The organism is Agrococcus sp. SCSIO52902, from assembly GCF_022983135.1.
Taxonomy (GTDB): Bacteria; Actinomycetota; Actinomycetes; order Actinomycetales; family Microbacteriaceae; genus Agrococcus; species Agrococcus sediminis.
Genome location: NZ_CP095269.1, coordinates 617,076 through 642,045 on the forward strand (window position 1 = coordinate 617,076; position 24,970 = coordinate 642,045).

Sequence of the window (24,970 nt, forward strand, 5' to 3'; positions counted from 1 at the left end):
TGTCGGCGGTGCGGAGGGCGTGGGATTCGAACCCACGAGGCATCGCTGCCCACCGGTTTTCAAGACCGGCTCCATCGGCCGCTCGGACAGCCCTCCCGATGCTCCCTCCGCGGCTGGGATGCGGCGGGGCTTCGGACGATTCTACGGCCGGAGCGGATGCGCCGCCTACCGGCGGGCTGTCGGGATCCTGTGGGTGCGGGGCCGGCCTCGCCGCGCCATCGCGGCCTCAGGCCCGGACGAGCAGCCCCTCGAGCACGAGCGCCAGGCCGTCGCCCTGCACGTCGGCGGTGACCTCGGTCGCCGCGGCCTTCACCTCGTCGGGCGCCTGGCCCATCGCCACGGCCCTGCCGCCGCCCTCGGCGACCCACTCGAACATCTCGATGTCGTTGCGGCCGTCGCCGACGACGACGATGCGGTCGCGCGGGATGCCGAGGTCCTCGGCGACGTGCGCGAGCCCCGTCGCCTTGTTGACGCCCTCCGGCGCGATGTCGAGCCACGACGAGTAGCCGATCGCGTAGGAGACCTTGTGCAGGCCCATCCCCTCGACGATCTCGAGGAACTCGTCGACCTCGTGGTCGGGGCTCATCACGACGACGCGCAGCGCCGGCACCTCGAGCAGGTCCTCGAACTCGACGCGCTCGGCGACGTCGAGGTTCCAGTCGACCATGCCGTCGGTGTAGCGGCGGTGGCCCGTGGCGTCCTCGACCATGAAGGAGCCGGTCGGCAGCCCCTGCGCGATGGTGCGGAGGGCGTCGGACGGGTCGAAGGTCTCGACGTGCACCGGCTCGTAGACATCGCCGCGGCGCGCGAGCACGAGCGCGCCGTTCGCCGACACGAGGTGGCTCGGCTCGATGCCGAGCCGCACCGCCGTCGACTCGGTGGTCGCCTGCGAGCGGCCCGTGGCCAGCACGACGACGTGACCGGCCTCGACGACGCGGCGCACCGCATCCGCCACCCTCGGCGAGAGCGAGTCGTCCTCGTGCACGACGGTGCCGTCGATGTCGAGGCCGATCAGCAGCGGCTCCATCAGGCGCTCGCGCCGACCGGCTCGATGACGTCCATGCCGCCCAGGTAGGGCTGCAGCGCGGCGGGCACGCGCACCGAGCCGTCGGCCTGCTGGTGCGTCTCGAGGATCGCGACGAGCCAGCGCGTGGTCGCGGCGGTGCCGTTGAGCGTCGCGGCGGGCGCCGTGCGGCCGGTCTCGGTGCGGTAGCGGGTACCGAGGCGGCGCGCCTGGAAGGTCGTGCAGTTCGAGGTGGAGGTGAGCTCGCGGTACTGCTGCTGCGACGGGATCCACGCCTCGATGTCGAACTTGCGGGCGGCGGAGGAGCCGAGGTCGCCGGCCGCGACGTCGATGACGCGGTAGTCGAGCTCGCACGCCTGCAGCATGCGCTCCTGCAGCGCGCGCATGCGGTCGTGCTCCGCCTCGGCCTCGTCGGGCTTCACGTACGAGAACATCTCGAGCTTGTTGAACTGGTGCACGCGCAGGATGCCGCGGGTGTCGCGGCCCGCCGAGCCCGCCTCGCGGCGGTAGCAGGTCGACCAGCCGGCGTAGCGCTTCGGCTGCTCGAGGTCGACGATCTCGTCGGCGTGGAAGCCTGCGAGCGCCACCTCGCTCGTGCCCGTGAGGTAGAGGTCGTCGGCGGGCAGGTGGTAGACCTCGTCGGCGTGCTCGCCGAGGAAGCCGGTGCCGCGCATGATCTCGGGCCGCACGAGCGTCGGCGTCGTGAGCGGCGTGAAGCCGTCGGCGAGCACCTGGTCGAGGCCCATGAGCATGATCGCCAGCTCGAGCCGCATGCCGATGCCGGTCAGGTAGTAGAAGCGGCTGCCCGCGACCTTCGCGCCGCGCACGATGTCGAAGGCCTGGAGGCTCTCGCCCAGCTCGACGTGGTCGCGCGCCTCGAAGTCGAACGCGCGCTCCTCGCCGTGCGTCGAGAGCGTGACGAAGTTGGCCTCCTCGCCGGCGGGCACGTCGGGGTGCACCAGGTTCCCGAGCCGAGACACGGCGGCGTCGAAGGCCGCCTCAGCCTCGGTGACGCGCGCCTGCGCCTCCTTGACGCCCGCGGCGAGCGCCTTGCCCTGCTCGATGAGCGCCGGCCGGTCCTCCTTGGCGGCGGCGCCGACGAGCTTGCCGTGCGCATTCTGCTCGGCGCGCTGCCGCTCGAACTCGGTGATGGCGGCGCGGCGGGCGCGCTCGGCCTCGAGCGCCTCGTCGACGTACGACACCGGGTCGCCGCGGCGCTCCTGGCTGGCCTTGACGAGGTCGGGCTGCTCGCGCAGCAGCTGGGGATCGATCACGCCCCAAGTCTACGAGCGGCAGGTGAACGCCCCGACTGCTGCGGCCCAGCATCCGCGGGGTACTGTTCGAGCATGCGCGCAGGGATCGTCTACAACCCCATCAAGATCGACCGCGACGAGCTCGCGGTCCAGGTCGAGTCGGCGCAGCCGCTCGAGTGGTCGGAGCCCGTCTGGTTCGAGACCTCCGCCGACGACGCCGGCGAGGCCGCCGTGCGGTCGGCCCTCGACGCGGGCGTCGACCTGCTGCTCGTCGCCGGCGGCGACGGCACGGTGCGGGTCGCGGCCGACGCGGTGACGAGCGCGCACGTGCCGCTCGCGATCATCCCGGCCGGCACCGGCAACCTGCTGGCCCGCAACCTCGGCATCGACGTGACGAGCCTGAAGAACGCGGTCGTCAACGCCTTCGAGGGCGACGAGCGCGAGATCGACCTCGGCGAGCTCGAGATCGAGGCGCCCGACGGCACCCGCTCGAAGCACGCGTTCGCGGTGATGGTCGGCTTCGGCCTCGACGCCGAGATGATCGAGAAGACCGACGAGGAGCTGAAGAAGAAGGTCGGATGGCTCGCCTACGTCGACGCCGCGGGTCGCGTGATCTCGGGGCTCGACAAGGTGCGCGTGCAGGTGCGCCTCGACGGCGGCCGCACGACCCGCTCGACCGTCAACACGATGCTGATCGGCAACTGCGGCACGGTGACGAACGGCATCGTGGTGCTGCCCGACGCGGTCGTCGACGACGGCATGCTCGACATCGCGCTCATCCGCCCGCAGGGCGCGCGCGGCTGGCTGCAGGTCGCCGGCTACGTCGCCCGCAACAACCTGCTCGTCACGAAGCTGCTGCGCCGCACCGGGCACCTCGGGCGCCAGCGCACCGGCGCCGCGCTCGGCTACGGCCAGGCGAAGGAGACGCACGCGCGGCTCGAGGAGCCGCGCGCCGTGCAGGTCGACGGCGATGTGGTCGGCGACGCGATCGCGTTGCGCGCCGGCGTCCGCGAGGACGCGCTCGTGGTGCGCGTGCCGCACCGCCGCTCGCACGAGGGCGTCGCGGTCTAGGGCTTCTGCACCGTGATGGTCCAGCTCGCGTCGCCGGTGCGCTCGAAGGCCGTCACGGGATAGCCCTCGTCGGCCGCCCAGCGCGGCAGCGAGTCCGTCGCCTGGGTGCAGTCGAAGTCGATGCGCAGCTCGTCGCCGGATGCGATGCCCGCGATGGCGCGCTTCGCCTCGACGAGCGGGAACGGGCACACCTGGCCCTCGGTCTCGAGCACGTGGACGGTCATGGTTCCTCCTGATGGTCGGTCGATGAGCGGTCGATCGACGCGGATGGTCGATCGATGCGGATGGTCGCGGGATGCGGTGGGCGTCAGACGCCGACGGGCGTCGGCGCCGCGACCGTGCGGTCGGCGCGCCGGGCACCGAACACGAAGCGTACGGCGATGCCCGTGCCGAGGAGCATGGCCGCGAACGAGACCCAGCCCTGCAGCGTGAAGGTGGCGGAGCCCACCATGGCGTTGCCGATGGTGCAGCCGCCCGCGATCGCGGCGCCGACGCCCATGAGCAGCCCGCCGCCGGTGGAGCGCAGCACCGTCTGGGCGTCGGGCACCCGCACGCGGAACTCGCCCGAGCCCTTCGCGGCGATGAACGAGCCGAGCAGGATGCCGAGCACGAGCATCACGCCCCAGTCGACGAGCTCGACGTCGCCCGTGACGAGGAAGGCGACGATGTCGGCGCTCGGGGTGGTGATGCCGAGGCCCGACTCGCGGCCGGTCGCCCACGAGAGCGGGAACGCGGCGATGCCGATGAGGCCGATCACGAGCGCCGTGGCGAACGCGTTCCAGGGCCGCTCGAAGAGGATGCGCGCGAGGCCCGTGCGCCGCGCCGGCAGCTGCACCGGCTTCGGCCGGGCGGCGTCCTTGCGGAGGTGGTGCCAGACCGCGGCGGCTGTGCCGGCGACCAGCAGGGCGACGAGGATCCACGGGCTGACGCCGAGCAGCTCGTGCACGGTGCCCACGGGCGCCGAGACGCCGCGCAGCGCCTCGACGACGGGTGCGCCGGGCCCGTGCTTCATGATGGCCGCCGCGAGCGCGTACCCGCCGAGCGCGATCCACGAGCCGATGAGGCCCTCGCCGGCCCGGTAGTAGGTGCCGGTGGCGCAGCCGCCGGCGTAGACGATCGCGAAGCCGAACACGAGCCCGCCGAGGATTGCCGCGAGCCAGGGGAAGGCGCCGCCGCCGAGCTCGATGACGCCCGCGGCATCGAGCGCGAAGGCGCCGACCGCCTGCACGGCGATGGTGACGAAGAAGGCGGTGAGCCAGCGCGACTGCCGCGCGAGCCACACGTCGCGGAAGGCGCCGGTGACGCAGAACCTCCCCCGCTGCAGGGCGAAGCCGAGGAGTGCGCCGAGCGCGAGACCGGTGAGGATCACGGTGAGCCTGTCTTTCCTGATCGGGGGCGGTGGGCCGCCGATCAATCTAACGCAGGCTTATGGCTCCTATCGTCATATCGCGTAACAGAGCCGAGCGATCAGGCGTCCGGCTCCCCCGCGAGCAGCCCCCGCAACCAGTCGCGCGCGTCCTCGAACGACGCGTTCGAGTAGCGGTGCTCGACCTCGATCCGCTGGCCGTCGGCCCGCGGGTACGAGCCCAGGAACGTCACCGACGGGCTGAAGCGCTTGAGGCCGAGCAGCGCATCCGCCACCCGCTCGTCGCGGATGTGGCCGTCGGCGTCCATCACGAAGCGGTAGCGCCCGAGCCGGTCGCCGATGGGCCGCGACTGGATGAGCGAGAGGTTGACCCCGCGGGTGGCGAACTGCTCGAGCATGTCGAGCAGCATGCCCGGCTCGTCGCTCGGCAGCTCGACCACGAGGCTCGTCTTGTCGGAGCCGGTCGGCTTGCCGGGCGCGCCCGCGCGGCCGACGAACAGGAAGCGCGTCACCGCATCCGGGTTGTCGCCGATCCGGTCGGCGAGCACGTCGAGCCCGTCGACCCAGTGGCCGATCGTCGGCGTCGAGAGCGCCGCCTGCGCGGTGCCGCTGCCGAGGTCGGCGGCCGCGGTCACGTTGGAGGCGGCGGGCAGGTGCGCGCGACCGGGCAGCTCGCGCTGCAGCCAGCCGGCGCACTGCGCCCACGCGACCGGGTGGGCGGCGATGACGCGGATGTCGTCGAGCCGCGTGCCCGCGGGGGCGACGAGCGAGAAGTTCACGCTCACGACGTGCTCGGAGAGGATGCGGATGCCGGGGGTCGCGGCGAGCGCGTCCTGGGCGGCGGTGACGCCGCCCTCGATCGAGTTCTCGATCGCGATCATCGCCGCGTCGGAGCGGCCGTCGGAGACCGCCGCGAGCGCCTCGGCGACGTTCGCGACCGGCACCCGCTCGGCGTCCTCGAGGCCGGGGACCTGCTCGAGCGCCGCCTCGGTGAACGTGCCGCGGGGGCCGAGGAACGTGACGACGCGGGGCTGGGTCATGGCTCCAGCCTAGGTTGCGGCGGCGCGACGTCAGGCGGCGGCGAGGGCGCGGATCGCGGCGAGCGTGCGCTCGACGTCGCTCGGCTGCGTCGCCCACGACGACATCGAGCAGCGCAGCGCCGCGCGGCCGCGCCACTCGGCGCCCGTCACGACCGCGGTGCCCTCGGCGAGGATCGCGGCGCCGAGCGCCCGTGTCGCCTCGTCGGAGCCCATCCGGAACATGACCTGCGTGTACGGCACCTCGGCCACCACCTCGACGCCGTCGATCGCGCCGAGCCCCTCGGCCATCGCGAGCGCGTTCGCGCGCAGACGGTCGACGAGGGCCGCGACGCCGGTGCGGCCGAGGCTGCGCAGCGCCGCCCAGGCGGGCACGCCGCGTGCGCGGCGCGAGAGCTCGGGCGTCACGTCCCACGGATCGAGGCCGGTGTAGACGAGGTAGTCGCCGCCGGTGCGAAAGGCGGCGATCGAGTCGGCCGGGTCGCGCACGATCGCCATGCCGCAGTCGTACGGCACGTTGAGCGTCTTGTGCGCGTCGGTCGCCCACGAGTCGGCCTGCGCCATGCCCTCGGTGAGGTGCCGCAGCGCTGGGCTCGCCGCCGCCCACAGCCCGAAGGCGCCGTCGACGTGCACCCACGCCGCGTTGCGGTGCGCGATCGGGATGAGCGCGGCGAAGTCGTCGAACGCGCCCGTGTGCACCTCGCCCGCCTGCAGGCAGACGATGAGCGGCCCCTCGCCGTGCTCGAGCGTGCGCTCGAGGGCGTCCGGGCGCATCCGCCCCTCCTCGTCGGCGTCGACGACGACGATCTCGCTGCGCCCGATGCCCAGGAAGCGCACCGCGCGGTCGATCGAGCCGTGGCGGTCGGCGCCGACGACGAGGCGGATCGCGGGGGCGCCGTGCAGCCCGAGGTCGGCCAGGTCCCAGCCCGCCCGCGCGAGCACGGCGTTGCGGGCGGCGGCGAGGCACGTGAAGTTGGCGACCTGGCCGCCCGTGACGAAGCCGACGCTCGCCGTGGCCGGCAGGCCGAAGAGGTCGAGCATCCACTGCCCCGCGACCCGCTCGAGCGCCACCGTCGCCGGGGTCAGCATCGCCGAGCCGGAGTTCTGGTCCCACGCCGACACGAGCCAGTCGGCCGCGAGCGCCGCCGGCAGCGTGCCGCCGATCACGAAGCCGAAGAAGCGGGGGCCGGGGATGCCGGCCAGGCCCGCGTCGGCGCCGCGCGCGAGCTCCTCCACGACCGCCGCCGGGTCGGCGCCCTCCTCCGGCAGCGCGCCGCCGAAGACCTCGAGCATCTCGTCGAGGCTCGCGCGCGGCCACACCGGCCGCTCGTCGAGCGTGCCGAGGAATGCCGTCGCGCTGCGGTGCGCGGCGTCCAGAGCCCTCGCCCGGTCGTCCACGGCCACAGTGTGGCACCGGCACCGGGCTGCGACAACGGGTGACATCCTGCCGCCCTGGCTCAGGCGCGCGGTGCTTGGATGGTGCCATGAGCAGAGCCGGCACCGTCGCCCAGCCCCACGACCTCATCGATGTCGCCGCCCTCGAGCGCGCGTACTACGAGCTGACGCCCGACGTGACGAACCCCGACCAGGCCGTCGCGTTCGGCACGAGCGGCCACCGCGGCAGCGCCCTAGACACCGCCTTCAACGAGGCGCACATCCTCGCGATCACCCAGGCGATCTGCGAGTACCGCGCGAGCCAGGGCATCACCGGGCCGCTCTTCATCGGCCGCGACACGCACGCGCTGTCGCTGCCGGCGGAGCGCTCCGCGCTCGAGGTGCTCGTCGCCAACGGCGTGCGGGTGATGGCGGATGCGCGCGGCTCGGTCACGCCGACCCCGGCGGTCTCGCGCGCGATCCTCGCCTACAACGCCGAGGCATCCGACGACGACCGCGCAGACGGCATCGTCGTGACCCCGTCGCACAACCCGCCGCGCGACGGCGGCTTCAAGTACAACCCGCCGCACGGCGGCCCGGCCGACTCCGACGCGACCGGGTGGATCGCGAAGCGCGCCAACGAGCTCATCGCCGCCGGCCTCGAGGGCGTGCAGCGCGTCGAGGTGACCGGCGGCAGCGACCACCGCGTCGAGCTCTACGACTTCCGCGAGGAGTACGTCTCGGCGCTCGGCCGGGTCATCGACTTCGAGGCGATCACGGCCGCGGGCCTCCACATCGGTGCCGACCCGCTCGGCGGCGCGGCGGTCGACTACTACGGCGCCATCGCCGAGCGCTACGGCATCGACCTGACGGTGACGAACCCGGCCGTCGACCCGACGTGGTCGTTCATGACGCTCGACTGGGACGAGAAGATCCGCATGGACTGCTCGAGCCCGAGCGCGATGGCGTCGGTGCTCGCGCGGCGCGAGGAGTTCGACATCCTCACCGGCAACGACGCCGACGCCGACCGGCACGGCATCGTCACGCCCGACGGCGGGCTCATGAACCCCAACCACTTCCTCGCCGTCGCGATCGAGTACCTCTACGCGCACCGGCCGCACTGGCGCGCCGACGCCGCGATCGGCAAGACGCTCGTCTCCTCGTCGATGATCGACCGGGTGGCCGAGTCGCTCGGGCGACGGCTGTGGGAGGTGCCCGTCGGGTTCAAGTGGTTCGTGCCGGGGCTCGTCGACGGCTCCGTCGGCTTCGGCGGCGAGGAGAGCGCGGGCGCTTCGTTCCTGCAGATGGACGGCACCGTCTGGACGACCGACAAGGACGGCATCCTGCTGTGCCTGCTCGCGTCCGAGATCCGCGCGGTGACCGGCAAGTCGCCGTCGCAGCTCTACGGCGAGCTGACCGAGCGCTTCGGCGCGCCGGTGTACGAGCGGGTGGATGCGCCGGCGTCGCGCGAGCAGAAGGCTCGGCTGGGGAAACTCACGGGCGACGCGGTCGCGGCGACCGAGCTCGCCGGCGACCCGATCGTCGCGAAGCTCACCGAGGCGCCCGGCAACGGCGCCGCGATCGGCGGCCTGAAGGTCGTCACCGAGCGCGCCTGGTTCGCCGCCCGCCCGTCGGGCACCGAGGATGTGTACAAGATCTACGCCGAGTCGTTCGCGGGCGAGGAGCACCTGCGGCAGGTGCAGGCGGAGGCGAAGCAGATCGTCGACGCGGCCCTCGCTGGATAGCGGACCCCACTCGCTGATCGAGTAGCGCGAAGCGCGTATCGAGATCTGGACCGCCGTCCGAGCGGTCGTCGTCTCGATACGACCGCTGCGCGGCCTGCTCGACGAGCGGAGCGGCGACCTGCGGGCCGGGTCAGGGCGCGAACGACTCCGTCACGATGCGCACGTCTGGACCGAGCACATCCGTCACGAGCTGCACGCCCGACTCGACCGTCAGCTCGTTGCGCCACGCCGAGCGCGTGATGGGCTCCGCCGCGTCGACGAGCGGGTGCAGCTGCAGGTTGCGCCGGTTGACCCACGCGCCCGACTGGAACTGCGCGGGCGTCAGGTCGAAGTGCATGTAGAGCGGCACCGCAGCCGGGTCGACCACCTCGACCGGGCCGCCGGGCTCCCCGACGAGGTCGAACTGCGCGACCGCGCTCACGACGCGCGGCACGGCCATCTGCGTCGAGAGCGCGTTGCCGAGCGAGTAGTACACGAACGCGCGGGTGCCGTCGGCGCGCTCGATCCACTCGGCCTCCTGCAGCACGTGCGGGTGGGTGCCGAGGATCACGTCGGCACCGAGGTCGGCGAGCCGCTGCGCCTGCTCGCGCTGGCGGTCGCTGACGACCGCCGAGTACTCGTTGCCCCAGTGCACCGCGACCATCGTCGCGTCGGCGACCTCCTCGGCCTCGGCGAGCTGCTGCTCGACGAGCGGGTCGTCGAGCCAGGTGACGACGTGGTCGTTCGTGGGCGTGTTCGACAGGTCGACGAAGCTCAGGAACGCGACCGCGAGCCCGTCGACCTCGGTGACGGGCACCTCCGCCTGCTCCTCGGGGCTCCGGAAGCCGCCCGCGAAGAGCAGCGGGTCGAGCTCGTCCCACACGGCGCGCGTGCGGTCGACGCCCTCCTGGCCGCGGTCGAAGGTGTGGTTGTTGCCGAAGCCGATCACGTTGCAGCCGGCGTCGGCGATGCCTTCGGCGAACTCGCGCGGCGCGTTGAACGCCGGGTAGTAGGTGAGCCCCAGCTCGACGCCCGCTGACGGCGCCTCCTGGTTGCAGTAGACGAGGTCGCTGTCGGCCCAGATCGGCCGCGCCGCGTCGAAGAACTGGCCGTAGTCGTAGGTGCCGTCGGGCTGCAGGGCGTCGGCGGTCACCGAGTCGTGCGGCAGCATGTCGCCCATCGCCGACACCGAGACGGTGGCGGACTCGGGCGTGGGCGTCGGGGTGGCGGATGCCTCGGGCTGGGCCGCGGGGTCGGTCGCGGTCGCACCGGGGTCGGCTGTGGCGGGCTGGAACGCGCCCTGGCAGCCGGAGAGCAGCAGCGCGGTCGCAGCGGCCACCGCGAGGAGCGGCCTCGGGAGCCGCGTGCGCGCCGTCGTCATGCGCTCAGGCTACGCGTCGGCGCATCCGGCTCGCGTCAGCCGACGCCGTAGGTGAGGAAGAGCGCGATCGCGAGGATGACGATGATCAGCACCCACGAGACGGCGCTCGGCGCCTCGCCGCCGCTGCCGCGGTGCGGGCGCGAGGAGCCGCCCGTCGAGGGGCTCCAGTTCCACGAGCTCCGCGAGCGCGAGCTCGACGATCGCCCCCAGGAGCCGCCGCCGAACGAGCCGCCGCCGCCCGAGCGCGACCCGCCCCCGAAGAAGCTGCGCGACCCGCCGCCGAACCCTCCGCCGCCGCCGCTGCGGCCGATGCTGCGTCCTGCCTTCGCCATGGAGGCAGGCTACGTCGCGACCCTGCGAGCCGCCCGCATGCCCGTCATCCGTAGTCCGGCGCGCTGCCGGCACCGAAGTGCTCCTCGAGCGTGCGGGTGCCCTGCTCGTGCATCGCGACCGACACGTCGGTGCCGACGTAGCGCAGGTGCCAGGGCTCGTAGTGGTAGCCCGTGATGCCCTGCAGCCCGTCGGGGTAGCGCACGACGAACCCGAACCGCCACGACTCCGCGGCGACCCAGCGGCCCGCGGCGGTGCCGCCGAAGCAGACGTCGAGCCGGCACTGGCCGCTCGTGCCGACGACGTCGACGGCCAGGCCCGTCTGGTGCTCGCTGTGGCCCGGCCGGGCGCTCGTGCGGTCGGCGGCGGCCTGCCCGCTGCTCGCGACGTAGCCGTTGTAGAGCTCGGTCTGGCGCGCGAAGCTGCGGTACGACGAGAAGACGTGCAGCCCCTCCCCCAGCTCGACGCGCATCGCGGCGTCGAGCTCGCGCAGGGCCGCGTCGACCTCGGGCCGCACCCACTCGCCGCCGCCGTCGACGTCGCGCGAGATCGAGACCGCGACGACCTCCGGCACGTAGTCCTGCGGCTGGAGTGGCCGCCGCTTGTTGACGAGCACCTGCAGGCTCGACGCGCTCCCGTCGGCCTGGGGCGGCGGCGGCTCCTGCGTCGCCGAGGGGCTCGGCGTCACGGTCGGCGCGGGCTCCGGCGTCGGCGGGACGCTCGGGCTCGGCGAGGGCGTCGGCGTCGGCGTCGGCGTCGGCGTCGCGGCGACGGATGCGCTCGGCGAGGCGGGCGCCGAGGCCGTCGGTGCCGGGTCGGCCGGCTCGGCGCAGCCGGTCAGGACCAGCGCCGCCGTCACCGCCACCACCACGCTCGCTCGCCGCACGCATCCATCGTGCCATCCGTGGCGCCGGGCTGGCGCCCACGCAGACCATTCGCTAGACTAACGATCTTCCCCACACGCGAATCCTTGAGAGCAGGACCCCCATGTCGCAGCGCGAGTCGCGCTCCGTCGAGGGCGCCGACGCGCCCGACGCACCCCTGATGACCCACCGCCAGATCATGCTCGTGCTGGCCGGCCTCATGATCGCGATGTTCCTGTCGTCGCTCTCGCAGACCGTCGTCGGCACCTCGATGCGCACGATCGCCGACGACCTGCAGGGCCTCGACCTGCAGGTGTGGGTCGTGACCGCGTTCCTCATCGTCTCGACGATCGTCACGCCCATCTACGGCAAGCTCAGCGACATCTTCGGCCGCAGGCCGCTCTTCCTCATCGCGATCGTGCTGTTCCTGCTCGGCTCGATCCTGTCGTCGTTCGCGCAGGACATGATCCAGCTCGCGGCGTTCCGCGCGATCCAGGGCCTCGGCGCCGGCGGCCTCATGTCGCTGCCGCTCACGATCATGGCCGACGTGCTGAGCCCCCGCGAGCGCGCCAAGTACCAGGGCTACTTCCTCGCCGTCTTCGGCGTCTCGTCGATCCTCGGGCCGCTCATCGGCGGCGTGCTCGCCGGCGCCGACCGCATCCTCTTCCTCGAGGGCTGGCGCTGGGTGTTCCTCGTCAACCTGCCGATCGGCGTCGCCGCGCTCACGATGGTCTGGCGATTCCTGCACCTGCCCGCCCACCACGAGCGCGTGCGCATCGACTGGTGGGGCGCGGCGCTGCTCGCCATCGGCGTCGTGCCGCTGCTGCTCGTGGCCGAGCAGGGCCGGGAGTGGGGATGGGCGTCGCCCGCCGCCATCGCCTGCTACGTCGTCGGCGTGCTCGGCATCGTGGCGTTCATCGCCGTCGAGCGCCGCATGGGCGATGCCGCGCTCATCCCGCTGCACCTGTTCGGCAGCAGCACCTTCTCGATGGCGACCGTGCTCGGCGTCTTCACCGGCTTCGGCATGTTCGCGGGCATGATGATGATCCCGTTCGTGCTGCAGATCGTGCACGGCATGAACCCGACCGAGGCGGGCCTCGCCACGCTCCCGATGATCCTGGGCCTCATGATCGCGTCGATCGCCTCCGGGCAGATCGTCGCCCGCACGGGCCGCTACCGCTTCTTCCCGGTCGCGGGGCTCGCGATCATGGCCGTCGCCTACGGCGTGCTCGTCACGCTGCGCTTCGACAGCCCGCTGTGGGTGCTGCTGCTCGGCCAGCTGCTGCTGGGCCTCGGCCTCGGGCAGCTCATGCAGACGCTCACGATCGCGAGCCAGAACGCCGTGCAGCCGAAGGACATGGGCGTCGCGACGAGCGCCGCCACGTTCTTCCGCCAGCTCGGCGGCACGGCCGGCGTCGCGGTGGTCTTCTCGATGCTGTTCGCGCGCCTGCCCGAGACGCTGCAGACCGCGTTCGGCCGCCAGGACCTCCGCACCGACCTGGCCGCGGCGATGCAGGATCCCGCGGTGCTCGCCGACCCGGGCAACGAGCGCATCCTCGACGTGCTGCAGCACCCCGAGCGCATCGGCGGCGCGCTCAACGAGGACTCCTCGTTCCTCAACACCGCCGACCCGCGGCTCGCCGCGCCGTTCCTCGACGGCTTCTCCAACGCCACGAGCGGGCCCTTCTGGGTGGCGCTCGCCGTCGTCGGGGTGGCGCTCGTGCTGTCGTTCTTCTTCAAGGCGCCGCCGCTGCGCCAGAAGTCGGCGATGGAGGAGGCCATGGCCGAGCGCGCCGCCCAGGCACAGCTCGAGGCGGATGCGTCGGCCCCCGGATCCGTCGCCCCTCCCGTGACGACGTCGTCGATCCCCGTCGTGCGGCCGGCGGCCGCCGGGCGCGAGGCCCGGCCCGACGCATCCTGAGCAGGCTCCCAGGCTCGCCGCCTACGTTGTACCCCGGAGCCGCTCAGACCGGGCGGACTCCCACCGATCAAGGAGGTTGAGATGGGTCTCGACGACAAGATCTCGAACGCAGCCAAGGAAGCAGTCGGCAACGCCAAGGAGGGCATCGGCGACGCGACCGACAACGAGCGCCTCGAGGCGCAGGGTCAGCACGACCAGAACGTCGCGAACGCCAAGCAGGCGGGCGAGCACGTGAAGGACGCCGGCGACGACGTCAAGGACACATTCCGCTGAGCCGACCGGCTCGAACCGCAGAGGGCGGGGCGCTTCGGCGCCCCGCCCTCTGCCGTGCTCGGCGTGCGCCGCTCAGTAGTTCAGCTGCTCCAGTGCGGTCGCCTCGGCCTCGATGCCGAAGTCGCGCGCCTGCGCCTGGATCTTCTGGGCGCGCGCGAGCCGCGGCAGGTCGCTCCCGTCGGTGATCTTCCCGCCCGACTCCTCGAACGCGCGCACGAACCCGTGCGCCCACGCCACGTCCTCCGGGCTCGGGGCGAGGCCCGCGTTGATGGCGGCGGCCTGCGTGTGCGTGAGGCAGAGCTTGCCCGACATGCCCATCTCCTTCGCGAGCCTCGTGCCGTCGGCCAGCGCATCCGTCGACAGGGTCGGGCCGTCGATGGGCGCCGGCAGACGGGCCGCGCGCGAGGCGATCACGAGCTGCGAGCGCGCGTAGGCGAGCGCGATCGGGTCGTCTCCGGTGGCGGTGTCGCGCTTGAAGTCGCCGGTGCCGAACGCGAGGCGGAAGGTCGCGGGCGCGTTCGCGATGCGCTCGACGTGCAGCACGCCGCGGGCCGTCTCGACGAGCGCGAGGATGCGCGTGCCCTCGGGCAGGCGGTCGGCGGTGTCGTCGACGTGGCTCGCCGACTCGGTCTTCGCGAGCATGATGCCCTCGAGGCCCTCGACGTCCTTGAGCGCTGCGCAGTCGGTGCTCCAGAACTCGCTCGCGGCATCATTGATGCGCACCCACGCGCGGTGGCCGGTCGACAGCCACTCGACGGTGTCGGCGCGGGCCTGCGCCTTGTCCTTGGCCGCCACCGCGTCCTCGATGTCGATGATGATCGCGTCGGCGTCGCTCGCCTGCGCGATCTCGAAGAGCTCGGGCTTCGAGGCGGGCACGAGCAGCCAGGAGCGGGCGATCAGGGGCGAGATGTCGGTTCTGGGCACGTGCTCCAGGGTATCGAAGCGGGATGCGCGGGCCGGGCCGGGCGCCGCACGGCGGTCGGCGCGGGCTCCGCCGCCCCCGCGGGCTACGCTCGCGCCATGTCGCTGATGACCTTCACCCCGCTCGCCGTGCTCAGCATCATCGCCGGCGTGCTGCTGCTCGTCGTCGGCGCGCTCCTGCTCGTGCGCGGCTCGCGGCGCCGGGACGACTCGTCGTCGCGGCCGCTGCTCGCCTTCGGCGTCACCGCGCTCGTGCTGGGCACCTCGCTGACGGTGCCGGCGCTCCTGTGGCTCGTCATGGGACTCGTCGTCACGACGTAGCCCTCAGCCCTCGCGGCCCCGCAGCCGATCGATCTCGCGGCGCTCGCGGCTCGACGGCCGCCCCGCGCCCTTCGCGCGGCGCGGCACCTGCGCCGCGTCGATCGCCGTGGGCCGCTCGGGCGATCGGTCGTCGATCGCGGCGGCGGCGAGGGGCGCGCTCACGCGCTTCGACAGCAGCTGCTGCACGCCGACCACGCGGTCGAAGCCCGAGATGCGCACCCGCACCTCGTCGCCGATCCGCACGGGCTGCGCCGCCTTCGCGGCCTGGCCGTTGAGCTTCACGTGCCCGCCGCGGCAGGCCGCGGTCGCTGCCGCGCGCGTCTTGACGAGCCGCACCGCCCAGATCCAGACGTCGAGCCGCACCCGCTCGCTCATGCCGCCGCCAGCACCTCGAGCACGGCCTCGCCGTAGCGCTCGAGCTTCGACTCGCCCACGCCCGAGACGGTCGACAGCTCGACGAGGCTCGTCGGGCGCCGCTCGGCGATGGCCGCGAGCGTGCGGTCGTTGAAGACGACGTAGGCGGGCACCGCCTGCTCCTTCGCCGTCGTCGCGCGCCAGGCGCGCAGCGCCTGGAAGCGGCCCTGGTCGGCGTCGTCGAGCTGCGCGGTGCTGGCCGAGCGCCTGGCCGCCTTCGGGGGCGCCTTCGCCTCGTGCCGCAGGCGCACCTGCCGGTCGCCCGCGAGCACCGCCGCCGACGCATCCGTGAGCGCCAGCACGCCGTACTCCCCCTGCACCTGCAGCAGGCCCTGCGCGAGCAGCTGCCGCACGATGCCGCGCCACTGCGTCGCCGGCAGGTCGCCGCCGATGCCGTAGGTGGCGAGCTGGTCGTGCCCGAGGCGGCGGATGCGCTCGGTCTCGGCCCCGACGAGGATGTCGACCAGGTGGCCGGCGCCGAACGACTGCCGGCGCTCGCGCTGCAGCCGCACGACGGTCGAGAGCAACTTCTGGGCCGGCACGGTGCCGTCGTAGGAGTCGGGCGGGGTGAGGCACGTGTCGCAGTTGCCGCACGGCTCGCTCGGCTCGCCGAAGTAGCCGAGCAGCTGCTGGCGGCGGCACTCGACCGTCTCGCAGAGCGCGAGCATCGCGTCGAGGTGCAGCGTCTGGTTGCGCTTGCGCTGGGCGTCGCCGTCGCCGTCGGCGATCATGCGGCGCTGCTGCACGACGTCCTGGAGCCCGTAGGCGAGCCACGCGGTCGACGGCTCCCCGTCGCGGCCGGCACGGCCGGTCTCCTGGTAGTAGCCCTCGACCGACTTGGGCAGGTCGAGGTGGGCGACGAAGCGCACGTCGGGCTTGTCGATGCCCATGCCGAAGGCGATGGTCGCGACCATCACCACGCCGTCGTCGCGCAGGAAGCGCTGCTGGTTGCGGGCGCGCACGGCGCCGTCGAGGCCCGCGTGGTACGGCAGCGCGTCGACGCCCTGCGCGCGCAGCCACTCGGCCGTGCCCTCGACCGACTTGCGGGAGAGGCAGTAGACGATGCCGGCGGCGCCCGGGTGCTCGTCGCGGATGATGCGCAGCAGTTGCGCCTTGGCGTCCTGCTTGGGGGCGATGCGGTACTGGATGTTGGGCCGGTCGAAGCTCGAGACGAACACGCGCGCGTCGCGCAGCCCGAGCCGCTCGACGATCTCGGCGCGCGTCTCGGCGGTGGCCGTCGCGGTGAGCGCGACGCGCGGCACGTCGGGCCAGCGCTCGCCGAGCACCGACAGCTGCAGGTAGTCGGGCCGGAAGTCGTGGCCCCACTGGCTGACGCAGTGGGCCTCGTCGATCGCGAAGAGCGCGATGGGGGCCGCGTCGAGCAGGCTCTGCGCCACCGGCAGCCGCTCGGGCGCGAGGTAGAGCATGTCGAGCTCGCCCGCGAGCAGCCGCCGCTCGACGTCGCGCCGCTCGTCGATCGACTGCGTGGAGTTGAGGAACGCGGCTCGCACGCCCAGCTGCTCGAGCGCGTCGACCTGGTCGTGCATGAGGGCGATGAGCGGGCTGATGACGACACCGGTGCCCTCGCGCACGAGCGAGGGGATCTGGTAGCAGAGGCTCTTGCCGCCGCCCGTGGGCATGAGCACGACCACGTCGCGGCCGGCGACGACCTCGTCGATGACCTCGGCCTGCTGCCCGCGGAACGCGTCGTAGCCCCACACGCGCGTGAGCGCCTCGAGCGGGGTGGCGGCCTTCGCGGTCGCGGCGACGCCGGGCGCGCGCGCCGGCGCGGGAGCGCGGCGCACCGCGGTGCGCGTGCCGCCGGGCCCGCTCGAGGGTGCGTCGTCGTCCGACGGCGGCACCCAGCCGTCGTCGGGCTCGCCCCACGAGTCCCAGGGCTCGGGTGCGTCGTCGTCGCTGGGCGGGGCCCAGCCGTCGTGCGTCGCGTCCGTCACGCGTCCCCCTTCGCGGCCGTCACGCATCCACCCTAGGTGCGACCGCCCACGCGCGCCCGACGCGGGCGGGATGCTGGGGATCAGCGGCGGCGCGCGAGCCACTCCTCGAAGGTGACGGTGCCCTTGCGCTGCTCCGAGAGGTTGGCGCCCGAGCGCAGGTAGTCGACCATCGACGGCGGGAAGGGGCCGTTGACGATCAGGCCGCGCGCGCCCGTCGCCGCCTGCCAGGCCCTCGCCAGGTCGCGCGAGACCCGCACCTGCGGCCCCGCGATCTCGAGCATCCGCTCGCCCGAGGGCTCGAGCGCCTCGTCGGCGACGAGGTCGGCGACCTCGCTCACCGCCACCGGCTGCAGGCGGCCGCCGAGCACCACCGGGATCGCGCCGAGCGCCGAGCCCGCCTCGAAGAAGTCGACCGACCACTCGTGGAACTGCGCGGCGCGCACGATGGTCACGTCGAGCGACGAGCCGAGGTAGGTGAGCTCCTGCTCGCGCTTGCGGCGGTGGTACGACAGCTTCGAGCGGTCGACGCCGATGATCGAGAGCACCACCGCGCGCCGCACGCCGGCGCGCTCGGCCGCCGCGACGAGGTTGCGCGCGCCGATCGCGAAGGGCTTCAGGTCGAGCGGGTTGCGCGAGTTCGCGGCGTCGACGACCACGTCGGCGCCCGCGAGCGCCTCGTCGAGCCCCTCGCCCGTGACGATGTCGGCCTTGACGCCGGGCGCTCCCGCGATCGCCTTGCCGGAGCGCGACATCGGCACCGCCTGGGCACCGCGCCTGCCGAGCGCCCGCACGATCGCCGAGCCCGCATTCCCCGAACCACCGACGACCACGACGCGCATGCCCTCACGCTACGCCAGCGGCCGCACAGCGCAAGCCCGACGGGGCGCGGATGCGGCAGACGGCCCGGATCGCGGGGATCCGGGCCGTCTGCGGGCGCTGCGGGCGTGCGTCGTGCGCGAGCCGCTACGAGGCGGGGACCGCCTCGGCAGCCTCCGCGCGGCCGGACGACGGCGGCATCGTGAGGGTGTCGAGCAGGTCGTCGCCGGGGACGACCGGGATCATCGGCGCCTCGATCTCGGCCCGGTCCAGCAGCTGCTGGGTGCGCTTGCGGCGCGCGGGAGCGATCACGGTGACGACGCGGCCGTCGTTGCCCGCGCGGCCGGTGCGGCCCGAGCGGTGCATGTAGGTCTTGTACTCGTCCGGCGGGTCGGCCTGCACGACGAGCGCGATGTCGTCGATGTGGATGCCGCGCGCGGCGACGTCGGTCGCGACGAGCACGTCGACCTTGCCGCGCTTGACCTTGTCGAGCGAGCGGTTGCGCTTCGCCTGCGTCAGGTCGCCGTGGAGGCTCACCGCCGCGATGCCCGCGTCGTCGAACTGCTCGGCGAGCCGCTCGGCGTAGGCGCGGGTGCGCGTGAAGACCACGATGCGACCGGGGTTGCGCACGATCTGCTCGAGCACGGCGTCCTTGTCGTAGCGGTCGACGACGAGCACCTGGTGGTCGATCGTCGACGTCGACTGCTCCTCGCCCGCGACCTCGTGCACGGAGGGCTCGGGCAGGAACTCCTTGACGATCGTCTGCACCTCGGCGTCGAGCGTCGCCGAGAAGAGCAGCTTCTGGCTGCCGGGGCGGGTCTGCCGCAGGATGCGCTGCACGGGCTCGAGGAATCCGAGCTCGGTCATGTGGTCGGCCTCGTCGACCACCGCGATCTCGACGCTGCCGAGGTTCAGCTTGCGCTGCTCGACGAGGTCCTCGATGCGGCCGGGGGTGCCGATGACGATGTCGACGCCGCGACGCAGCCCCTCGACCTGGCGATCCTGCTTGACGCCGCCGACGATCACGGTCGTGAAGACGCCGACCGAGCGGCCGAGGGTCATGATCACGTGGTTGATCTGCTGCGCGAGCTCGCGGGTCGGCGCCAGGATCAGCGCGCGCGGGGCGCGGCCGATCTCGCGGCGGTCGGGGCGGTTGCGCGTGAGCAGCTCGACGATGGGCGCGCCGAACGCGATCGTCTTGCCGGAGCCGGTGCGGCCGCGGCCGAGCACGTCGCGGCCGGCGATCACGTCGGGGATGGTCGCGGCCTGGATCGGGAAGGGCGACTCGGCGCCCATCGCGGCCAGCGCCGCGGAGATGCTGTCGCCGAGGCCGAGGTCGCCGAAGCTGATGCCCTCGACGTCCGCGGCGCTCGTGGACTGCGCCTCGAGGCGCTCGAGGACGACGTCCTCCTTGGGCGTGAACGGGTTCGCGTCCTTGGCCGGGTAGTAGGTGCTGTCGCGCCGGGGGCGGTCGTCGAAGCGGCGCTCGCCGCCGCGGCTGTCGCGGCCGCCGGCGGAGCGCTGCGGGCGCTCGTCGCGGTCGAAGCGGCGCTGCGGGCGCTCCGTGCGGTCGTCGGAGCGGCGCTGCGGTCGCTCGTCGCGGTCGAAGCGGCGCTGCGGGCGCTCATCGCGGTCGAAGCGACGCTCGCCGCCGCCCCGGTTGCCGCGGTCGTCGAACGAGCGCTGCGGACGGTCGTCGCGGCGGCGGTCGCCGAAGCGGTCGTCGCGGCGGTCGCCCTGCGGACGACGGTCGCCGCCACGCGCATCCCGGTCGCCGAACGACCGCTGCGGACGGTCATCCCGATCGAAGCGACGGTCGCCGCCACGCGCATCCCGGTCGCCGAACGACCGCTGCGGACGGTCATCCCGGTCGAAGCGACGGTCACCACCGCGCGCATCGCGGTCGCCGAACGACCGCTGCGGACGGTCATCCCGATCGAAGCGACGGTCACCACCACGCGCATCCCGATCGCCGAACGACCGCTGCGGGCGGTCGTCCCGGTCGAAGCGGCGCTCGCCGCCACGGCGGTCGTCGGTGCCGCGGCCGCGGTGGTCGTCGCGGGCGCGGTCGAAGCCGCGCGGGCGCTCGCCGCGGTGGAGGCGGTCGTCGCGCTGCTGGTCGCGGCCGCCCTGGTGGCCGCCGCGGGTGCGGAACGCGGGGGCGCGACGGTCGTCGTGCTTGCGCTCCTCCGGCGGGGTCCAGTTGGGCCGGCGCGAGCCGCCCTGCTGGCCGCCCTGGTCGCGGCGGTCGCGGTCGTCGCGGCTCCAGCGGTTCTTGCCGGGCTGCTCCTCGCGGTGGCCGCGGTGGCCGGGGCTGCGGGAGCCGGGGCGGCTGCCGCTGCGGTCGTTCGGTCGGTGGGCGCCCTGGGGACGCTGGTCGTTACGTGCCATCGCTCGTCTCGTGATCGCGCGCAAGACGAAGGCTTGCGCTGGTAGAGCCGCAGTTCATCGCGGGATCATCTGGTTCGTCCGCGAGGGTGCTCGCGGGAACTCCGGCCGCGGCGACACTCCATGTGGCGCGCACAACCGCGCCTGTCCCGAGCCGACCTGTCCACACTACGGCATCCCCTGCCGGGGCGACAGGGGCAATCGGCACGGGGGGCTCAGCCGGGCAGGTCGTGCGCCCGGGCCCCGCCGCGCATGACCGACGACGTCCACTGCTGGCCGTCGAACCAGCGCAGCTCCGCGCGCCGGAAGGGGTCGGGGTACCAGGCCGGCTGCGCCTGCCCCGCGTTCGCAGGAACGAGCCCGATGGGCCGCGGCGCGCCGTCGTGCTGGGCGAGCTGCTCGTGCGACGTCGCGCGCTGCTGCGCCGCCCACGCCTCGTAGGCGCGCGCCTGCGCGGCGCCCGCCTCGCGCTCGAGCCGGTCGAACTCCTCGGGCGTCGGGATCGCGGGCGGCTGCCGCTGCCCGAACGACGGCTGGGGCTGCGCGGGTCCGGCGGCCCCGGGCGCCGGGTGCGCCGGGCTCGCCTGCACGGGATCGACGCGGGCGCCCTGCTCGTGCCCGAAGCTCGACGGCGACGGCGGCACCGAGGCCGTGGAGCCGGGCGTCGGGCCCACGGCCTGCGCGGGCGGCGCGAGCGGCGCCGCAGCGGGCGCGACGATCCGCACGCCGGAGGCCGCGCGCGAGCGCCCCTCGCCGACGGGCGGGAGCGGATGCGTCGGCGCGGCGAGCACGCGGGCGTCGCGCGCCGCGTAGTAGTGCATCGACGAGTCGGCCGCCCACTGCCCGTCGATGCGCAGCTGGGAGGTGCCGCCGGGCTGCAGCGGCGGGATGAAGGTGAGCCTGGTGCCCGTCCCCGCGGGCGCGCGCACCGTGATCTTGGCGCCCTCGATCTGCCCGTCGGTGCGGACGACGTAGACGGTGACCGGCAGGTCGCCGGCCGGCACGTGCAGCGTGATGTCGCCCCAGTCGAGCGGGGCGCGCAGTCCGCCGATGTCGAGGGTCGGGGGCTGCCGGTAGGCGTCGAACCTGCCGTCCTGGATGACGGAGTGCACGATGAGGAAGCTGGGCATGCATCCTCCTCGGGATCACGGGTGCCTCGGGCGCGCCCATTCAACCAACGCGCGACCGCGCATGCGCTGTGAACCCGGTCAGCGCACGCTGGCCGCCTCGAGCTCGCCGCGGCGCTCGGCGCGCGTGCCGGTGCCCTGGCGCACCCGACGGCGCTCGATGGCACCCTCGACGACCAGGTACAGCACCGGCAGCACGATGAGCGTCAGCAGCGTCGACGAGATGAGTCCGCCGATCACGACGATCGCGAGCGGCTGCGAGATGAAGCCGCCCTGCCCGGTGAGGCCCGCCGCCATCGGCACGAGCGCGAAGATCGTCGCCGCCGCGGTCATGAGGATGGGCCGGAGTCGCCGCTCGGCGCCCTCGACGAGCGCCTCGCGCACGCCGAGCCCGCGGTCGCGGTACTGGTTGACGAGGTCGATGAGCACGATCGCGTTCGTCACCACGATGCCCACGAGCATGAGCACGCCCACCATCGAGGCGACGCCGAGCGGCACCCCGGTGATGAGCTGCATCGCGATCGCGCCGGTCGCGGCGAACGGCACCGACACGAGCAGCAGGAACGGCTGCAGGAGGCTCTTGAAGGTGGCGACCATCACGACGTAGACGAGCAGGATCGCGATGAGCGCCGCGATGCCCAGCTGGGTGAACGCATCCGTGATCTGGGTGGCGACGCCGCCCACGGAGGCCTCGGCCCCGTCGGCGAGCTCGAGCCCCGCGAGCGCCTCGCCCACGCCGGCCGAGACGCCGCCGACGTCGGCCGCGTCGGGGCTGACGGTGACGGTCGCCGTGCGGCTGCCGTCGCTCGTCGAGATCGACACCGGCCCCTCGATCTGCGTGACCTCGGCCACGTCGGCGAGCGGCAGCGGGCCGTTCGGCGTCGGCAGCTCGAGCTCGCGCAGCTCCTCGAGCGTCGCGGCCGGCGCGATCGCGTCGAGCCAGATGCGCACGAGCGAGCCGTCGAGCTGGATCTCGCCCGCCGGCGTCGGCTGCATCGCCTGGGCGACGAGGCCCGAGACTGCGGCCTCGCTGAGCCCGAGGCTCGCGGCGAGCTCGCGGTCGACCGCGACCTGCACGAGCGGCTGCGCGCCCTCGAGCGAGTCGGTGACCTGCGCGACGCCGTCGACGTCGCCGACCGCGTCGACGACGGATGCGGTGGCCGCCTCGAGCGCGTCGGGCGTGGGCGCCTGCACCTCGATCTCGATGTCGCTGCCGCCGAGGCCCGCCGACTGCCCCACGGTCACCTCGCCGTCGGCCGCGTCGGCGGCCTCGCGGATGCGCTCGCGGAGCGCGGGCATGTCGGTGCCCTCCGCGGCGATCACGCCGTACGAGATCGCGCCGCCGCCCCCGCCGCCCGTGAAGGCCGCGAACGAGGATGCGCCGCTCGAGACGGTCGCCGAGACCGTCTCGACGCCGTCGATGGCCTCGAGGTCGGCGGTGAGCGCCTCGGCGGCGGCGAGCTGCGCGTCGAGCGAGGCGCCGGGCTCCAGCTCCTGCGAGACCTGCACGGTCGTCTGGCCGTCGTCGCCGAGGAAGTTGGTGGCCATGAACGGCAGCGCCGCGCCGCTCGCGGCCAGCACGAGCACGGCGCCGACGAGCACGAGCCAGGGCCGCCGCAGCGTCGCGAGCAGGATCGGCCGGTAGCCGCGGCGCAGGCGGTCGGGCCGCTCCTCCTCGATCGGCGCGGGCGGGGCGGGCTGCGCGACCGGCGCGCTGCGCTCGGGGGCGGATGCGCGGCGTCGCCAGAAGGGCGCGCGTCGCGTCGGCCGCGCCGGGGCATCCGCCGCAGCGGCGGCCTGCGCCGCGGCCGCCTCCTCCGCCGCGACCGCGTGCTGCGGCCGCCGGAGCAGCCAGGACGCCAGCACCGGCACGATCGTGAGCGAGACGACGAGCGACGCGAGCAGCGCGATCGACACCGTCAGCGCGAACGGCCGGAACAGCTCGCCGGTGATGTCGCTGACGAACGCGAGCGGGAGGAAGACGATGACCGTGGTGACCGTCGACGCCGTGATGGCGCCCGCGACCTCGCGCACCGCATCCAGGATCGCCTTCGACCGCGACGCCTGGAAGGCGAGGTGCCGCTTGATGTTCTCGATGACGACGATCGAGTCGTCGACGACGCGACCGATCGAGATGGTGAGGGCGCCCAGGGTGAGCACGTTGAGGGAGTAGCCGGCGCCCCACATGCCGATGAAGGTCATGAGCACCGAGATGGGGATGGAGACCGCGGTGACGATCGTCGAGCGCAGCGACCAGAGGAAGATGAGGATGACGAGGATCGCGAAGGCGAGGCCGAGCGCCCCCTCGACCGCGAGCGCCTCGATCGAGTGCTCGATGTATGGCGCCTGGTCGAGCACCGTCGTGAAGGTGACGCCGTCACCGAGCTCGTCGCGCAGGCCCGGCAGGATCTCCTGCACCGCGCGCGAGACGTCGACGGTGTTCGACGCCTGCGTCTTCGTGATCGAGAGGATGATCGCCGGCTCGCCGTCGACGAGCGCGATCGACGTGACGGGGTCCTGCTCGAGCACGACCTCGGCGACGTCGCCGATCGCCACGGTCTCGGCGGCCGGAGGGGCGTTCGGCGGGTTGGCCGGGTCGGGCTCGGTCGTCTGCTCGGCGCTGAGCGGCAGGCTCGCGACGTCGTCGACCGAGCCGAGGCGCTCGCCGATCTGCACGCTGAGCGTCTGGTCGCCGTCGTCGACGGTGCCGCCGGGCAGCAGCTGCCCGTGCTCGTCGATGGCCTCGCTGATGTCGAGCCTCGTGAGGCCCGCGGCCGCGAGCGCGGCGTCGTCGGGCGCGATGGTGATGCGCTGGCCCGGCGCGCCCTGCAGCTGCACGGCGCGCACACCGTCGACGCGCTCGAGCTGCGGCACCGCGATCGTCTCGATCCGGTCGACGAGCGCGGCTTGCTCGCCGGGCCCCGAGATGGCGATGCGCAGCACCGGGAAGTCGGCGATCGAGCCGGTGAGCACCGTGGGCTCGGCGCCCTCGGGCAGCTGGCTCACGATGCGGTTGACGGCCTGCTGCACGCGCTGCTCGGTCGTGGGGATGTTGATGCCGTACGTGAACTCGGCGAAGACGACGCTCGAGCTCGTCGACGACGTGCCGCTCGTGCCCTCGAGCCCGGGCACCGACTGGATGGCCCGCTCGATGGGCCCCGTGACGTCCTCGCTCATGATCTCGGGGCTCGCGCCCGGCAGCGTGGTCGTGACGACCACGGCGGGCAGCTCGAGCTCGGGCGTGAGCTCGGTCTTCAGGCTCGAGAGGGCGACGCCGCCGAAGATGGCGATGCAGATGGTCGCGAGGGCGACCAGCGCGCGGTTCTTGAGGCTGGCGAGCGAGAGCAGATGCACCCGCCGATCCTCCCATCGCCCGGTGTGGGCTCCCTATGGGGCCAGCCCCCGCATCCG

At 73.6% G+C, this 24,970-nt stretch carries 21 protein-coding genes and 1 tRNA gene; 5 read left to right on the forward strand and 17 right to left on the reverse strand.

Going from position 1 to position 24,970, the window contains the following annotated elements; genetic code table 11:
• Positions 1-11: 11 nt before the first annotated feature.
• From MU522_RS03090 to serS, 3 genes are all read right to left on the reverse strand, one after another.
• Positions 12-96: transfer RNA gene (locus tag MU522_RS03090), tRNA-Ser, on the reverse strand.
• A 130-nt stretch (positions 97-226) separates the two neighbouring features.
• On the reverse strand, positions 227-1,027 hold the full coding sequence (locus MU522_RS03095; RefSeq protein ID WP_246992393.1) for an HAD family hydrolase: 801 nt from the start codon (positions 1,025-1,027) through the stop codon (positions 227-229).
• Positions 1,027-2,298, reverse strand: a complete 1,272-nt coding sequence (gene serS, locus MU522_RS03100; RefSeq protein ID WP_246992395.1) for a serine--tRNA ligase — start codon at positions 2,296-2,298, stop codon at positions 1,027-1,029. Before serS ends, MU522_RS03095 begins: the two co-directional genes overlap by 1 nt.
• 72 nt (positions 2,299-2,370) lie before the next feature.
• On the opposite strand from serS, the gene MU522_RS03105 reads away from it, so the two are divergent.
• Entirely contained in the window at positions 2,371-3,348 is a 978-nt protein-coding gene (locus MU522_RS03105) for a diacylglycerol kinase family protein (RefSeq protein WP_246992397.1), read from the forward strand.
• On the opposite strand, the gene MU522_RS03110 is transcribed toward MU522_RS03105, so the two are convergent.
• From MU522_RS03110 to MU522_RS03125, 4 genes are all read right to left on the reverse strand, one after another.
• Complete coding sequence (locus MU522_RS03110; RefSeq protein ID WP_128189812.1) at positions 3,345-3,572, reverse strand: sulfurtransferase TusA family protein; 228 nt, start codon at positions 3,570-3,572, stop codon at positions 3,345-3,347. The genes MU522_RS03105 and MU522_RS03110 overlap by 4 nt on opposite strands.
• A gap of 83 nt (positions 3,573-3,655) precedes the next feature.
• Positions 3,656-4,717, reverse strand: a complete 1,062-nt coding sequence (locus tag MU522_RS03115; RefSeq protein WP_246992399.1) for a YeeE/YedE family protein — start codon at positions 4,715-4,717, stop codon at positions 3,656-3,658.
• A 98-nt stretch (positions 4,718-4,815) separates the two neighbouring features.
• On the reverse strand, positions 4,816-5,754 hold the full coding sequence (gene pheA, locus MU522_RS03120) for a prephenate dehydratase (protein WP_246992401.1): 939 nt from the start codon (positions 5,752-5,754) through the stop codon (positions 4,816-4,818).
• A gap of 30 nt (positions 5,755-5,784) precedes the next feature.
• Positions 5,785-7,149, reverse strand: a complete 1,365-nt coding sequence (locus MU522_RS03125) for an aminotransferase class V-fold PLP-dependent enzyme (protein ID WP_246992403.1) — start codon at positions 7,147-7,149, stop codon at positions 5,785-5,787.
• A gap of 86 nt (positions 7,150-7,235) precedes the next feature.
• Between MU522_RS03125 and pgm the strand changes: the two genes are divergently transcribed.
• Positions 7,236-8,870, forward strand: a complete 1,635-nt coding sequence (pgm, locus tag MU522_RS03130) for a phosphoglucomutase (alpha-D-glucose-1,6-bisphosphate-dependent) (protein WP_128189816.1) — start codon at positions 7,236-7,238, stop codon at positions 8,868-8,870.
• A gap of 130 nt (positions 8,871-9,000) precedes the next feature.
• Here pgm and MU522_RS03135 read toward each other — a convergent pair whose 3' ends face one another.
• The 3 genes from MU522_RS03135 to MU522_RS03145 are packed head-to-tail and all read right to left on the reverse strand — an operon-like array spanning position 9,001 to position 11,446.
• Positions 9,001-10,230, reverse strand: a complete 1,230-nt coding sequence (locus tag MU522_RS03135; protein ID WP_246992405.1) for a CapA family protein — start codon at positions 10,228-10,230, stop codon at positions 9,001-9,003.
• 35 nt (positions 10,231-10,265) lie between these two features.
• Positions 10,266-10,562, reverse strand: coding sequence for a hypothetical protein (locus tag MU522_RS03140; RefSeq protein ID WP_246992407.1), 297 nt, complete (start codon positions 10,560-10,562; stop codon positions 10,266-10,268).
• A 44-nt stretch (positions 10,563-10,606) separates the two neighbouring features.
• A complete protein-coding gene (locus MU522_RS03145) occupies positions 10,607-11,446 on the reverse strand; it encodes a M15 family metallopeptidase (protein WP_246992409.1) in 840 nt (279 codons plus the stop codon).
• Positions 11,447-11,547: 101 nt separating this feature from the next.
• Here MU522_RS03145 and MU522_RS03150 point away from each other — a divergent pair, with 101 nt between their 5' ends.
• Entirely contained in the window at positions 11,548-13,344 is a 1,797-nt protein-coding gene (locus MU522_RS03150; protein ID WP_246992412.1) for an MDR family MFS transporter, read from the forward strand.
• Positions 13,345-13,425: 81 nt separating this feature from the next.
• The gene (locus MU522_RS03155; protein ID WP_128189819.1) at positions 13,426-13,617 is read left to right on the forward strand and encodes a CsbD family protein; all 192 of its coding nucleotides are present in this window, start codon (positions 13,426-13,428) and stop codon (positions 13,615-13,617) included.
• Positions 13,618-13,689: 72 nt separating this feature from the next.
• Here MU522_RS03155 and MU522_RS03160 read toward each other — a convergent pair whose 3' ends face one another.
• Complete coding sequence (locus MU522_RS03160) at positions 13,690-14,541, reverse strand: CoA ester lyase (RefSeq protein WP_240671359.1); 852 nt, start codon at positions 14,539-14,541, stop codon at positions 13,690-13,692.
• 96 nt (positions 14,542-14,637) lie between these two features.
• Here MU522_RS03160 and MU522_RS03165 point away from each other — a divergent pair, with 96 nt between their 5' ends.
• Positions 14,638-14,859: a DUF308 domain-containing protein gene (locus MU522_RS03165; RefSeq protein WP_128189821.1), complete on the forward strand. Its 222-nt coding sequence runs from the start codon at positions 14,638-14,640 to the stop codon at positions 14,857-14,859.
• Between the two features lie 3 nt (positions 14,860-14,862).
• Here MU522_RS03165 and MU522_RS03170 read toward each other — a convergent pair whose 3' ends face one another.
• From MU522_RS03170 to MU522_RS03195, 6 genes are all read right to left on the reverse strand, one after another.
• Positions 14,863-15,234, reverse strand: a complete 372-nt coding sequence (locus tag MU522_RS03170; RefSeq protein WP_128189822.1) for a S4 domain-containing protein — start codon at positions 15,232-15,234, stop codon at positions 14,863-14,865.
• Positions 15,231-17,228: a DNA helicase RecQ gene (recQ, locus tag MU522_RS03175; protein ID WP_246992414.1), complete on the reverse strand. Its 1,998-nt coding sequence runs from the start codon at positions 17,226-17,228 to the stop codon at positions 15,231-15,233. The genes MU522_RS03170 and recQ overlap by 4 nt, the downstream gene beginning before the upstream one ends.
• 80 nt (positions 17,229-17,308) lie before the next feature.
• The gene (locus MU522_RS03180; RefSeq protein WP_246992416.1) at positions 17,309-18,067 is read right to left on the reverse strand and encodes an NAD(P)H-binding protein; all 759 of its coding nucleotides are present in this window, start codon (positions 18,065-18,067) and stop codon (positions 17,309-17,311) included.
• A gap of 124 nt (positions 18,068-18,191) precedes the next feature.
• A complete protein-coding gene (locus MU522_RS03185; RefSeq protein WP_246992418.1) occupies positions 18,192-20,435 on the reverse strand; it encodes a DEAD/DEAH box helicase in 2,244 nt (747 codons plus the stop codon).
• Between the two features lie 212 nt (positions 20,436-20,647).
• A complete protein-coding gene (locus tag MU522_RS03190; protein WP_246992420.1) occupies positions 20,648-21,562 on the reverse strand; it encodes a DUF2510 domain-containing protein in 915 nt (304 codons plus the stop codon).
• Between the two features lie 78 nt (positions 21,563-21,640).
• Positions 21,641-24,913 (reverse strand): efflux RND transporter permease subunit, encoded by a 3,273-nt coding sequence (locus tag MU522_RS03195; RefSeq protein WP_246992422.1) that lies wholly within the window; start codon positions 24,911-24,913, stop codon positions 21,641-21,643.
• Positions 24,914-24,970 lie beyond the last annotated feature (57 nt).

What these genes read in the sequence shown, in the direction of transcription:
- MU522_RS03105 (WP_246992397.1), top strand. Translation starts at nt 2,371, where the DNA reads ATGCGCGCAGGGATCGTCTACAACCCCATCAAGATCGACCGCGACGAG.
- pgm (WP_128189816.1), top strand. Translation starts at nt 7,236, where the DNA reads ATGAGCAGAGCCGGCACCGTCGCCCAGCCCCACGACCTCATCGATGTC.
- MU522_RS03185 (WP_246992418.1), bottom strand. Translation starts at nt 20,435, where the DNA reads ATGGCACGTAACGACCAGCGTCCCCAGGGCGCCCACCGACCGAACGAC.
- MU522_RS03150 (WP_246992412.1), top strand. Translation starts at nt 11,548, where the DNA reads ATGTCGCAGCGCGAGTCGCGCTCCGTCGAGGGCGCCGACGCGCCCGAC.
- MU522_RS03170 (WP_128189822.1), bottom strand. Translation starts at nt 15,234, where the DNA reads ATGAGCGAGCGGGTGCGGCTCGACGTCTGGATCTGGGCGGTGCGGCTC.
- MU522_RS03135 (WP_246992405.1), bottom strand. Translation starts at nt 10,230, where the DNA reads ATGACGACGGCGCGCACGCGGCTCCCGAGGCCGCTCCTCGCGGTGGCC.
- MU522_RS03180 (WP_246992416.1), bottom strand. Translation starts at nt 18,067, where the DNA reads ATGCGCGTCGTGGTCGTCGGTGGTTCGGGGAATGCGGGCTCGGCGATC.
- MU522_RS03095 (WP_246992393.1), bottom strand. Translation starts at nt 1,027, where the DNA reads ATGGAGCCGCTGCTGATCGGCCTCGACATCGACGGCACCGTCGTGCAC.
- MU522_RS03110 (WP_128189812.1), bottom strand. Translation starts at nt 3,572, where the DNA reads ATGACCGTCCACGTGCTCGAGACCGAGGGCCAGGTGTGCCCGTTCCCG.
- MU522_RS03165 (WP_128189821.1), top strand. Translation starts at nt 14,638, where the DNA reads ATGTCGCTGATGACCTTCACCCCGCTCGCCGTGCTCAGCATCATCGCC.
- pheA (WP_246992401.1), bottom strand. Translation starts at nt 5,754, where the DNA reads ATGACCCAGCCCCGCGTCGTCACGTTCCTCGGCCCCCGCGGCACGTTC.
- MU522_RS03140 (WP_246992407.1), bottom strand. Translation starts at nt 10,562, where the DNA reads ATGGCGAAGGCAGGACGCAGCATCGGCCGCAGCGGCGGCGGCGGAGGG.
- MU522_RS03155 (WP_128189819.1), top strand. Translation starts at nt 13,426, where the DNA reads ATGGGTCTCGACGACAAGATCTCGAACGCAGCCAAGGAAGCAGTCGGC.
- MU522_RS03190 (WP_246992420.1), bottom strand. Translation starts at nt 21,562, where the DNA reads ATGCCCAGCTTCCTCATCGTGCACTCCGTCATCCAGGACGGCAGGTTC.